Genomic DNA, 12953 nt, shown 5'->3' on the forward strand with positions numbered 1-12953 from the left:
GCGACCTTTCGACGTTCCACACCGTCCGGGAAACGACTGACGGGCGCCCGTTCACCGGCAGTCGCGTACACACCGCCTCCTCGACGTTGGCAACCGACGCCAGCCCGAGCCTGTGGGTGCCGCGGGACGCAGGAAGCATGGTGGTGGCACACCGCGGTGCCTCACATGAATTCCCGGAGCAGACCTTGGCCGCATACCGGGAAGCACTGCGGCAGGGTGCAGACGGCCTCGAATGCGATATCCGCCTCACCAAAGACGGCCAATTGGTGTGCATCCACGACAAGCGGATCGATCGCACATCCAACGGCACCGGCCGCGTCAGTGAGATGACCCTGGCCGAGCTGCAGCAGTTCGACTTCGGCAGCCAGCATCCCGGCCGGGAACAAGCCGAGGGCGACACCGGGATATTGACGCTCGACGAGCTGTTGCGACTGGTCAAGGATCACGACCGGCCGGTCACCCTTTTCATCGAGGCCAAAGAACACGGTGGCAGGCTGGAACGCGAACTGGTCGCGCTGCTGGAGCGCCATGGGCTTGCAAATCCGGCGTCGGCGGACCAATCCCGCGTGGCGGTGATTTCCTTCTACCCGGACGCGATCTGGCGGGTGCACCGCGCGGCTCCGGAGCTACCGACCGTCCTGCTGGGGTCGGCCGCGCGGCATCTGGCTACTACCGTCGGCGCCACCGCGATCGGCCCGTCGATCGCGGCCCTGCGCGCGAACCCCGAACTTGTCGACATCGCCGCCAGGCGCGGGCTGACCACTTACTGCTGGACGGTCAACGACCAGAATGATGTGCAGTTCGCTCGCGATCTGGGCGTGGGTTGGATCGCCACCGATCACCCGGGGCGGACCGGCAGCATGCTGCACGCCGAGACCGCTGGCAGCCAAACACCAACGCCGACACTGGATGTGCCCGCGGTTACCGACGCCGAGACCGTCCGCATGGTGGCCGAGGATGCGCTGGCTCACCGGGTGCCGCCGGTCCGGCCTGACGAGCTGCGTAACCCGCTCGGGTCGATGGAAGAGGCGCGCGCCCGGGCGCGCAACAACGCCACGTGGTGGAGCGGATTGACCGCGGAGCAGCGTCAAGCCCTTGTCGAGACTTATCCACAGCACATCGGCAATGCCGAAGGCGTCCCGGCGGTTGATCGCGATACCGCGAATCGCCATGTGGTGCAGCAACTTCGGGATCAAGCCGATCACGTGCAATCCAAGATCGACGACGGTGTAAGGACCAGCCGTGCAGAGCGAAAGCTTCTGCAACGGGTCAACCGTCTCGACCTGGCACTGCGAAAGGCGAGCGCTGACGCCGCGCGGGCAGGAGTCGACGGCCCGCTATTGATGGCGTTCGATCCGGCGGAGTTCGGCGGCGACGGGCGCGCGGTGCTCAGCTTCGGTGAGGATCCGTACACGGCGGATTCGGTGTCCTGGCATGTGCCCGGGGTCGCTACCACCGTCCATTCTCTCTTTGGTTTCTACACGGAATGTGCGCTCAACCATCTGCAGTCAACACTTGCGGAGAACCCGACGAGGTCGGCGGCCTCGATCGCGTGGATCGGCTATGACACCCCGAGCGGCTGGGGCCTTGTGCGCGCGGCCGGCCACGGGCTGGCACGTACCGGCGGCGAGCTCCTCTACAGCGACATCACCGCGTTCAATGCCGTGCGCGACACGTTGACCGGCGACGGTGGCCATTTCACCGGCAATCACATATTCGGGTACTCGTACGGTTCGACCACCACCGGGTACGCCGGGCGCGACGGCCGGCTTGCGGGCCAAGTCAGCACCGTCTCACTGATCGGCTCGCCCGGCGCAGGCGCGGTGCGCCACGCCAGTGATTTCGGAATCGGTTCGGACAACGTCTTCGTCGCATCCTCGTCGCGTGATCTGGTCACCTCGCTTGGCGGCCGAACCACGGGGTCGTCCGGGCGCATCCTCGGGATCGGCCTCGGCATCGACCCGGCGATGGAATCGTTTGGTGCTCAACGCGTTACGGCGGAATTTCCATCGACAAGAAATCAGCTCCTTACCGGTGGCACCCACCACGCCTACTACCTGAACACCGACACCGCCACCCACGAACGCAGTGAGGCGCTGGCCAACCTCGGCCGGATCGCCGCCGGCAGGCACGACGGACTGACCCTTGAACGCCACCGCACCGTCGACGGCTGGCGCACCGTCGAACCCGCCGCACAGCGATCGGACCACCGCATCTGGAACCCGTCATGGCGCTCGGGTAGCGACTGCGCTCACCTCGTCGCCGACGAACTGTCGTCGATGTACGGGCGTGAGATCCACATCGCGGACACACCGTCTCGGGCAGGGGTACCGGCGCGGTCGCTGTTCGAAGCCGTCGGCGCCAGAGCTGAATTCGCGACGTACGCCGATGTGGCAGAGAGGCTGAGGCAACTCGGCGACGGCTCATCGGCCGTGCTGGCGTCACGCTGGGCGGGCGGCCGCCACGGCGGGCACGCCTACCTTGCCGTCAACGACGGCGGCCAGATCTACCTCGTCGACCCGCACAGCGGACAGCGCTCAGGCTGGCCACCCCAATGGGGAGAGAACGCGGTGTCGCGCACGGCCGTCGGCTACCTCGCCGCCCACGGCAATCCGGTCAATCCCCTGACGGTTGACGTTCCGCTGGAGCTTGCTCTCGCTGACGCCGTCGGCCGCGTACAGGGCGTTCCAGGTGACGCGGACTTCCTTCGGCGACAAGCCGAATACCGCGCGCAGGATGCGGCGAGCCGCCACGTGGATACCCGCTATGCGGAGCCACTCAGCGATGTCCTCGACAACCCGACGAAGGCCAGCGCCGACCGGCTGGCCGCGGATCTCTCCGGCATGTACGGGCCGTACCGAATCCAGCTGGAGGGGGAGACGGTCAACGGTGAAGTCCTGTTGACGGGGACGATCCTGCACGGGGACACGGAGATCGGCACGATCCAACGGTCTTTCGACCGTGACGCACAGGGAAACCTCGTCGCGTACCACAACGGGCTGGTTATCAAGGAAGCGTTCGAGCATCTACGCGGTCAGGGCTTCTCCAAGGCCGTGACCGCGGAACTCGAGCGCTACTACGTACACTCCGGCGTCGATCGAATCGAGTTGCAGTCCCACGGAAAGGGCACGGTCGCGTGGGCCCGGCGGGGTTTCGTGTGGGACCCGGATCCGCGCAAACTGCAAGAGTCTGTGGACCGAATCAAGGCCTCGGTGCGCCGGTTGGCACCTCACGTCAGTCACGAGGCCCAAGCGTTGCTTGACGACATCGTGCAACAGCTCGACCCGAAACATCCGCGTCTGCCAGAGATCATCGACCTGACGACCCTCGCCACCTCACAAGAGCCCGATTTAGGGGGACGGCTACTGGACGGCACAAAGGTCAACTTCGTCAGGTACCTACCGCGGGCAAGCGAACATACGCAGGCGCCAACGGGTTTCAAGGCTTGGCTGCAGCGCACGTTCGGGTGGGGGCCAAGCCCGTCCGCGCAGAATTGCGCACACCTCGTCGCCGGCGAGCTGTCGACGATGTACGGCCGTGACATTCACGTCGCCACCGCGCGGGCGCGGACGGGGGTTCCGGCCTGGGCGCTGTTCGAGGCCGTCAGGTCGAGGTCTGAATTCGCGACGTACGACCAGGTGGCCGATAGGCTTCGAGCACTGGGCGACGGTTCATCGGCCGTGCTGGCGTCGCGCTGGGCCGCCGGACGACGGGGCGGTCACGCGTACCTGGCGGTCAACGACGGCGGACAGATCGCCCTGTACGACCCACATACCGGCGGGCGTTCGGGCTGGCCGCCGCATTGGGGGCAAGACGCCGTCACCCACACGGCAGCGGGATATCTTGACGTCAGCGGCAATCCCGTCGACCCGATTACGTCTGATGTTCCGCTGCAGTTGCACGCCGCCGACGCCATCGGCGACGTCAAGGGCCTCTCCGACAACCCGGATTTCCTTCGGCGACAATCCGAATACCGCGCCGCGGATGCTACGACGCGTCGTGTCGATGCCCGCTACGCAGACCCCCTGGGTCCGGTTGTCGACAGTCCGTCATCGGCAGGAGCCGGCCAGCTCGCCGAGGATTTGTCTGGCAACTACGGGGCGCACCGTGTCGAGCTGGAGGCGCGCAAATTGAGAGGGAGCGGAGTCTCCCTCGACGGCAAGATCCTCGAAGGAGACGGACAAGTCGTCGTCTTTCATGGTCCCGTCTACAGCGGAGAACGAGACGTCGGCGACGTCGCCTGGACTTTCTACCGCGACGACGAAGGCAATCTCGTCGCTCACTACGAACTGCACTCCACCGACGAGAATTTCAGTGGCAGGGAGCTTACCCAGGCGCTGTTCTCCGAGTTGGAGCCGTATTTCACGCATTCGGGGGTTGATCGCGTCACGTCCACCGCCGTCGGAAGGGCTGCGCATGCGGCGGCGGAGATCGGTGGCACCTGGGATCCCGATCCGGCCCGGCTCCAACAGTCACTCGATCACGTCAAGGCATCGGCAGAGCGACTGGCCTCGTCGGTCAGCGATGAGGCCAGGACCGTGCTCGAAAACGTCACGCGCCAATTGGATCCCGGCCACCCCCGCATACCGGAGCCCATCGACCTTGCGAACCTCGCCACCACCGACGAACCCGATCTGGGCCGTCGACTGCTTGAGGGCACGGCGTCGAGCGGCGACGGCTCGGGAGTGAACTACGTCAAGTACCTCTGGCGGGCGCAGCTCCATCCCGACCAAAATTGCGGGCAGTGGGCCGTCGACCGGCTATCGGCGAGGTTCGGTCTCCAGTTCCACATCGACGGCGAGCCGTCGCGCACGGGTCTTCCGGCGCGCTCATTGTTCGAAGCGGTCGGCTCCCGCGCCGACTTCCATTCCTACCGCGAGGTGGAAGAGCTACTGTCGCAAATGGATCCGGGCAGGCCCGGTGGTCCTGGCCCTGCGGCACTGGTGGTGTCGACGTGGGCAGGCAGCGAATCTCAAGGCGCCCACGCATATCTGGCGGTATACGACGGCGGTCGGGTCTACCTCGAGGATCTGTTTACGGGTGAGCGGTTGCCGTGGCCACCGTATTGGGGCGAGGATGCGGTGTCGCGGACGGCCGTCGGTTTCCTGAACGCCGATGGCCGGGCGGTGCAGCCCCTGGGGGGTAGCACCGCCGAGTTGGCCGCCGCCGACGCTGTGGGCGACGTTCAGGGCCACCCTGATGCCCCGAATTCCGCTGCGAACCAAGAGGAATACCGCGCCCAGGATCCAACGAGCCGCCCGGTCGATACCAGGTATGCCGAACCCTTGGCGGGCGTGGTGGACAACGCTACGGACGAGGCGAGGATCGAGCAGCTCGGCAAGGACCTCTCGGGCGTGTACGGGCCGTACCGCATAGACGTGTTCAGGGCGATAGCCGCCGACGGTGGTGTTGTCATCGGCGGTGACATCCTCAGCGGCGACAACACCATCGGCTTCTTCCAACAGCACTTCCTGCGCGACGCCCGTGGGAACCTCGTTGTTGAAGCCCATGTGGTGGACATCAAGGACCACGAGTACAGATACCAGGGATTCTCCAAGGCGCTCCGTTCGCAACTCGAGAGTTACTACATCCGTTCAGGCGTTGATCGCATCGAGTTGCGCACCGAGCTCGACGGCGGCTTCGCATGGGCACGCCAAGGTTTTACGTGGAATCAGGATCCCCAGAAGCTGCAAGACTCGCTCGCCAACATCAAGGACTCGGCTCGCCGCTTGATGAATTGGGTGAGCGCCGATGCCCAGGTCGTTCTCGAGGAAACAATCCGGCAATTGGATCCCCGAAACCCGCGGCTGCCAGAGCCCATTGACTTGGCCGACCTCGCGACGGCCGACGAGCCCGAGCTGGGCCTTCAACTCATGAAGGAGACGATGTGGCACGCCGCCAAGTACTTGCAGGGTGTCGCGCCCGACAGGCCGAATGTGCTGTTGCACAGCGAGTTCGAGGCTTCGCTACAACATGCGACTGGTGAACATGCGGTATCGGTTACAGGATTCAACTGCGCGCACCTCGTCGCCGACGAATTGTCAGCCATCTACGATCGCGAATTCCGGGTCGATGGCGAACCCACATCATCCGGTGTGCCGGCACGGGCGCTGTTTGAAGCGGTCGGGTCCCGTTCTCAATTCGCGACATTCGACGAGGTGGCTCAAAGGTTACGAGAATTGGGCGACGGCTCGTCGGCGGTGCTGACGTCGCGCTGGGCACACGGCGGTGGACGCCAGGGCGGTCACGCATATCTGGCAGTCAACGAAGACGACAAGATCTACCTCGTCGATTCCCACACCGGAGGGCGCACCCCCTGGCCACCTCATTGGGGCCAGGACGCCGTCGCCCGTACAGCGGTCGGCTACCTCGATGCCGACGGCAATGCGGTGCATCCGCTGCACGACGTGCCGCTGCAGCTGGCCGCGGCCGACGCGATCGGAGACGTCAAGGGCCACCCGGTTGATCCGTCGAACGGGGGGTCACCCGACCCCGTCAGTCGGCTGGGTCTGCCGGATCATGCTCCTGCCAGCCTCGTGGACGCCGCAGCCCGTGCCGTATACGCCGACGGCGAGCTGCGGATGCGCGACTACAACGAGCAACTCATCCGCGACGGTGTCGGTGTTGAACAGCGTGCCCGGATCATGTCGGAGCTGCGAAATTCTCTTCGGATCCGGACGCGGGACATGATGAGCAACCGGGTCGTCGCCGATTTCCTCGCGGCTTCGGAGGCCAATCCGAGTTTCGAGGACCTGGTCGCCCGCAACGAGGCGAAGGGCCTCGTTGGCGACGGGGTGTACGAAGCGATCATCCACTCCGCCACCCACGGCCACTACGCGGCAGGCACCTTGTCAGACGTCGAAACGACCTCGCTTTACAGCCAATTCGAGGTGCAGATGCGCGAGTACAACGAACGCCTTCTCCGGGACGGCGTCGGCGTCGAAGAACGAGCACGGATCGTGTGTGAGCTGCGAAGCTCGCTGCGCGCCTGGACGCGAGACCTGATGAGCAATCGGCCGGCCGCCGAGTGGCTCGCCGCCAATGAAAGCAATCCAGGTTTCGAGGACCTCGTTGCCCGCAACGTGGCCAAAGGGCTGGAAGGCGACGCCGTCTACGAGGCCATCATCCACACGGCTACCCATAGCCATTACGCGGCGGCCACCCTGTCGAACACCGAGACGCGCACGGTGTACACCACATTCGAACTGAAGATGCGGGAGGTCAGCGAGCAACTTGTCCGCGACGGCGTCGACCTCGAGGAACGCGCCAGGACCTTGTATGACTTGCGAGCCTCACTTCGAAGCTGGACGCGTGCCCTGATGGAGGATCGGGAGACGGCCGAATACTTGACCGCCAATGAACCCAATCCGACTTTCGAAGCTCTTGTCGAACGCCAGCGGGCCAAGGGCCGCGTCGGCGACGAGATCTATGAAGCCATCATCACCAGCGCCACCCGCAGTCGAGCTAGCGTCAACGAATCGCTGGGCATCGACCCGGAGAATCCACCGGAACTACCGCCCATGCGAGGGCCCGACGACGGTCCCGACCTGACGGAAGAGGACACTCCATGAGCCCCGATATGAGCGAGAACCGTCGACTCACGCCGCTGCGCTACGGCCAGAAGGGATTGCGCGGCAGGCTGGCCCAAGTCCTCGTCGAGGAGCCGACCGACGAAATTGATTGGCCTGCCGATTTACCGGCGGGGATCGACAAGGTTGTCATCCTCGACGATGAGCCGAACCCACACCACACCCTGCGTGTCCACCCGCCGGACGATCCGGCGCGAGTCGCCTTGGTGGTGTTCGACCAGTTGGCGCTTTGCGAGGAGTGACGATGGACCCGCGACGGATTGAGCTGAATCGCCGGCACAGCCGGGAAATGGGTTTGCTGTTCACGGGATTCCTCGACGCGCATCCCGATGTCGAGTCCGAGGTCAATGGTGCTCAAATGACTGCCGAACAAGAGGCCGCCTGGACTGCATACAGTGCTGAGCTGCTTGCTCGCCATCGGGCCGAGCGATCGGCGCTTGCCGACCAGATCGAAGCCGAACAGCGACAGTCGTAGGGTTATGAACGCACGGGAGGAAAGCTCGATGGAAGCAACGCAGGCGATCTCGTTGGTGTCGGATTGGATCCGGTCCCGCGGCTTGGACTACCCGACGGAGGGCTTGGAGGCCGACCGCTTCGAGGCCGGCTGGAGTGTGTATGCGCCCGTCGACGTCGACGAGAGCGACCCGATGGCGTTTCTGGAGATGCCGGTCGGACGGTCGGTGTTTCTGGTCGGCGACTCCGGGCGCATCGCGGAAGTGTCGTCGTCGATTCCCCCACAGCAAGCAGAGGCAGAATTCACCGCAGAAGAGCTCGCCGCCCAGGGTGCGCATGGTCCCTCTGCTGAGGCAGAGTTCATGCAAGAGTTCGAGCGGCAGTTCAACCTCGCCGCTTCCGAAGGCGGACCGGCGGTCGCCGACTTCACGACCGTGGACGGACAGGACGGCGACGGCCAAGCCGTCGACGATGAGGCCGCAACGGCCCAGGAAGCGTCGCGGCTGATCGAGCCGATCGTCCAGCAGCTGGCCCAACTCGGTCCGGCCAGGTGGGAAGAGTTCTCGGCGGAATTCGCGTTCACCGTCTCCGCTCAGATCGCCCAGTTGCGGTTCTGGTCCGAAGACCGAACAGGACTGGTGCCGGTGCCTCAGTCGATCGCCGATCTGGTTCGTCAACAACGAGAAGTTGCGGCGCGGCTGCCGGCCGGGCCGTGGTGGCGGCTGCTGTTGACCGTCACCAGCCGCGGTGAGACAACAGTCGACTACGACTACGGGGACGAACCCTTCCCCGAGGACCAACTGCTGGCGCCCGAGCATTACCGCAGGGACCTGGAAACCTATCCCCGCGACCATATTCCGGTATGGCTCGCCGGATATGTCGCCGGACCCGGCGCCCAGGGACGTGACCCTCGTCAAGCCGCCGCCGCTGCCGCCGCCGGCGCCACGGCCGCGACGCCTACCGACGATCTGCCTGCGCTTGGCGAGCTCTGGGCGCGCTGGGCGGTGTTGTCGGCGGTGTACGCCGGGGCCGGATCAGAGTGGGGTCCACGGATCTTCCCGGGTTATGCGTGGTTTGAGGGTGACCGCCGCAGCGGGTCAACCCTTTACCTCCTGCCCGGCGATCGCGCAGTGTTGTCCGGCGGGAAATGGAACTCCGAACTGCTACAAGCCGCCTACAGCGGTGTTCAACCGCTGCCCGACCTCTATGCCGGGGCGCCGGCGTGGGTCAACGACAGCGTGCTGAACACACGAAATCGTAACGGCCTGTTGACGTTCTGCTACTGGTGGGCGAACGGCCAATGGTACCGGGGCGCTACCGACACATCCGGCGAACTCGATGCCCCCGTCCCAGCCATCTGGACGCCGGAATCCACCGTCGCGGCGATGGTCGGCGTGACCGGCGCCGACCGCGAAGACGAGTGTGAAGATCTAGTTGCCGCGGCCGCCAACGGCAGCGCAACTTCGGCGCATGTCGACGCGATATTCGCCGACAAGCCCGACGCCGATGTCGACACCGCTGTCAATCAACTCAGCCTCGCGGGAGTGCTCGCCAGTTGACGCGCGGAAGTAGTTGCGGTTCAACGTCTTAACACATCGGTACAAATCAACTTCGAACTAGCCGGTAGCCAAACTCTTGGCGAACAAGGCCGCGCCGGATGGCCGGACCCCATCTGACGCCATAGCGTGAATTGGTGTGCTCCAAAGGTTTTCGATGGCATTACACGCGCGCAAGGCGATGGCGTGACGCTTCAGATTCCCGGCTATTTGCAATGGGTGTCGTACCTGGTCGGCTCGGAATGGCCGAAGGGCGACGAAGATGCCATGTACAGGATCGGCCAGGAGTGGCATGCTCACGCCGACCAAATGTGGGGGTTGATACCCGAGCTGAATCGCGTGCGCTCGAGCACGATGTCCGCGCTGCAGGGCCAGTCGGCCGAGGCCGCAGACAAACAGTTCAAGCTGCTCTTCGATGGCGACGCGTCTGTCGACAAGCTTGCAGCGGCGATGACAGCGCTCGGCAGCCTTGCCGCGGGCACCGCGAAGAACATCGAATACACCAAGTTGCAGATCCTCACCTCCCTGGCGATCGCCGCGTGCGAGATCTCGTGGGCACTTGCCCAGACATCGGTGACATTTGGTGCGTCAGCAGCGGAAATCCCCGTCATCGAAGGATGCACATCTGCGGCGATTCGCCAGGCAGTTTCGATGCTGCTCAAAGACATCATGACCGATCTGGGCGAGGCAATGACGAAGACGATGGTGCACAGGATCGTCAAGAAAGCAGGCGTCGAGATGGCCGAAGCCGTCGGCCAGGATCTGTTCATCCAAGGTGTCCAGCGAGCGAATGAGCACCAGCAGGGCATCGACTGGCAGCACGTCGGAGTGGTCGCGAGGGCAAACGCGATCGGGGGTGCCGCTCAAGGTACGGTGAGCCTGGTTGGCAGGAATCTTCTGGGTGATTCGGCGCTGAAGGGTGCGGCCGTGGGATACGCCTCCGGGATGGCCAAGAAGGTCGCGGGCTCGCTGGCCACAGGCGACGACATCGACATCGTGTCTGTACTCGGGTCCGCCAGCACAGCCGCGACCGGAGCAGTTCGCGGTAGGGCGGGAGCGCGGGCTGCCGCAGCGCGGACAGCGGAGGGGGAAACCGCCTCGGGGGAGTCCGAATAGTGGGCAACGATGCGGCCAGACATCAACTCGTCGAAGCACTGGCACTTGTCCAAGAACATCTGGCGGAACGGCGCGAGTGAGATCAGAGATCTGGTGTCGCGCTTACGTTCTGCTGGTCAGGCGCCGCAAGAAGCAGACGACTACCCCATCGTGAGGAGTTGGTGATGGCCGACCCGTTGGGTGTCTCGCCCGCGGATTTACGCGTGACCGCGGCATACCTTGCCGGTGTCAGCAGCCGCATGAAGGAGGTGCTGTCGTCGTTGGAGGACGTTCTCGGCGGTGAAGGCGAAGCATGGGGACACGACAAGATCGGCAACCAGTTCGCCAACGGCGGGCGGGGCTATCGATCGCAGTTGGACTGGGTCAACGGTTCGATCGACGCCAAGACCGGGTTGCTCGACCACTACTCAGACGGCCTGCGGAACACTGCGGATAGTCTTGAACAGCAGGACTATTGGCCCATCACCTAATCGGACGTGGCCGGCTGTTGCGCCTGCGGCGCGCGCTGCGGTGCGGTCTGCACAGCAGAGTCGGGCTGCCAGGGGGCGCCTCGCTGCGGAATTCGGCGGCGGGCCGGAGCCGGTTGGTTCTCTTCGGGCGGTGGCGCCGAGTCCCCTCCGAGCACCGGCACGACGGCGTCGGTGTCGCCAACGATGTCGGAGCCGTTCTTGCGTGTCCTGAGCGCCTTGTTCCCCTTGTGCTCCTTACCTTCGGCTCCCCGCTGACCCCCCGCGGGTGCACCGCCCCCGCCCGGCGCGCCCATACCCGCACCCATACCACTCGCAGCGGAACTGGCCGCCGCTGGCGCAGTGGGGCGTGCGCCGGGGGAGGCGGATGCGCTGGGTTGGGCGGTCGACCGGGCGAAGGGTTCGCGTCCACCTACGCCGCTGCCCCCAGGGGCGCTGCCGCCCATGCCTTTTGATGCGCCGGGCTTGTCTCCAAGACCGAGTGCACCCTCACGAAGCGACGGCGAAATCGGTTTCTGGGCGGCGCCTGCGGCTCCTTGCGCCGCTTGTTGCGCAGCCTGTTGCGCCGCCTGGGTCGCCGCACCCAGTCCGGAGTTCAGGCCCTGCGTTGCCGCATCGAGACCAGACTTGAGGCCTTGCGCGGTTGTCTGCGTGGGATCCGTCGACGGCAGCGATGTTTGCGTCGGATCGATCGGTGTGTTGGACGGGTCGGTCGACGCGTGGCCTTTCGGGTCCAGCTGGAAGTTGGAAAGCGGCGAAGTCTTGCCGGTGTCGGGCGCTTTGAAATCTGAAGTGCCGATGGGTGGGGTGCCGAACTTGGAGCCGCCTCCACCGCCGCCGCCGCCGATGCCGCCACCGCCACCGCCAATGCCGCCGCCGCCACCGGACGTGTTTGGACCAGGCCCGGTCTGCCCGTACTTCATGTCCGGCGGCGCAGGAAGGTTGGGAAAGTTGGCCGTGACCGCTTGCACGGTCGGGTTGTACGTGTCCCGAAAGAGTTGTACCGCAAGCTGATAGTCCTGGATCGACCGTTTGATCCGATTCATCTCGTCGATCGCCTGTGACGCTGCGACGTAACCGTCGCTGTTGTTTCGCAGACGACCACCACCGTCGAGGTGGTACCTCGAGTTGAACTCGCGCACCCGTTGGTCGAGCAAGTCCTTGTTGAACTTGCCGTCGTCTATCAGGGCGGCGTCCGCAGTGTCTGGAAATCTGGTCTGAATGCTGTCGAAGGCGTCCTTCAGCACCGTCAGCCGGTTCGAGAGTGCATCTGAAGAAGGCGTGAAATCGTAGATCGACGTCTTGGTGACTTGGTCGGATGCCGCGTCTGCCGCATCCGCGCTTGCACCCGACCACTTTCCGGCAATGACATTACGAACCGACTTCTTGAAGGCCTCGGAATCCCTCTTGAGGTTGTCGCCGTGGGTTTTCCACCCTCGTCCAAGCGTCTCGAGTTGGGCGGGTTTGAGGGCATTCTTTTCGGCGCGAAGCTGGACGAAGGTTCGACGCTCCCAGTTCCAGCCGTCGGGTCCATGGAGGGCGTCGTCGACTTCTTGGTTGGTCCGGTGGTCGGACGTCAAGTTGGGAACTTCACCGAGCAGATCGCTCTTGGGTGTGTACTTCTTTGGATCGGAATCCATCGGGGCAGTGGGGTCCGACAGCTGGATCAATTTGCCATCCGGGCCCAGCAGCGCTTGACGCTCAGGATAGTAGGAGTTGGTCACCCAGGAGTCGTCGTACTCGCCACCCATTGTGGCACCTACATAGTTTCC

Annotated in this window: 7 protein-coding genes and 2 pseudogenes; 8 read left to right on the forward strand and 1 reads right to left on the reverse strand. The window is 64.7% G+C overall.

Features of this window, described 5'->3' with window-relative positions; translation table 11 throughout:
• Window positions 1–137 precede the first annotated feature (137 nt).
• The 8 genes and pseudogenes from ACWW36_RS21425 to ACWW36_RS21460 form a co-directional block, all read left to right on the forward strand.
• Window positions 138–887, forward strand: a pseudogene (locus ACWW36_RS21425) (glycerophosphodiester phosphodiesterase); the annotation flags it as partial.
• A gap of 498 nt (window positions 888–1385) precedes the next feature.
• Window positions 1386–3767: pseudogene (locus ACWW36_RS21430) on the forward strand (toxin glutamine deamidase domain-containing protein); the annotation flags it as partial.
• Between the two features lie 2118 nt (window positions 3768–5885).
• Window positions 5886–7571 carry a toxin glutamine deamidase domain-containing protein gene (locus ACWW36_RS21435; RefSeq protein WP_456142576.1) on the forward strand — a complete coding sequence of 562 codons (1686 nt, stop codon included), beginning with the start codon at window positions 5886–5888 and terminating at the stop codon, window positions 7569–7571.
• The gene (locus ACWW36_RS21440; RefSeq protein WP_456137977.1) at window positions 7568–7831 is read left to right on the forward strand and encodes a DUF7161 family protein; all 264 of its coding nucleotides are present in this window, start codon (window positions 7568–7570) and stop codon (window positions 7829–7831) included. The genes ACWW36_RS21435 and ACWW36_RS21440 overlap by 4 nt, the downstream gene beginning before the upstream one ends.
• 2 nt (window positions 7832–7833) lie before the next feature.
• Window positions 7834–8064 (forward strand): hypothetical protein, encoded by a 231-nt coding sequence (locus ACWW36_RS21445; protein WP_456137978.1) that lies wholly within the window; start codon window positions 7834–7836, stop codon window positions 8062–8064.
• A gap of 28 nt (window positions 8065–8092) precedes the next feature.
• Window positions 8093–9601, forward strand: coding sequence for a hypothetical protein (locus tag ACWW36_RS21450; protein ID WP_456137979.1), 1509 nt, complete (start codon window positions 8093–8095; stop codon window positions 9599–9601).
• 183 nt (window positions 9602–9784) lie between these two features.
• Window positions 9785–10714 (forward strand): WXG100-like domain-containing protein, encoded by a 930-nt coding sequence (locus ACWW36_RS21455; protein ID WP_456137980.1) that lies wholly within the window; start codon window positions 9785–9787, stop codon window positions 10712–10714.
• A gap of 164 nt (window positions 10715–10878) precedes the next feature.
• On the forward strand, window positions 10879–11184 hold the full coding sequence (locus ACWW36_RS21460; protein WP_456137981.1) for a WXG100 family type VII secretion target: 306 nt from the start codon (window positions 10879–10881) through the stop codon (window positions 11182–11184).
• Here ACWW36_RS21460 and ACWW36_RS21465 read toward each other — a convergent pair.
• Window positions 11181–12932, reverse strand: coding sequence for a hypothetical protein (locus ACWW36_RS21465; protein ID WP_456137982.1), 1752 nt, complete (start codon window positions 12930–12932; stop codon window positions 11181–11183). The genes ACWW36_RS21460 and ACWW36_RS21465 overlap by 4 nt on opposite strands.
• Window positions 12933–12953 lie beyond the last annotated feature (21 nt).

It is taken from the genome of Mycobacterium sp. MMS18-G62 (assembly GCF_053877835.1).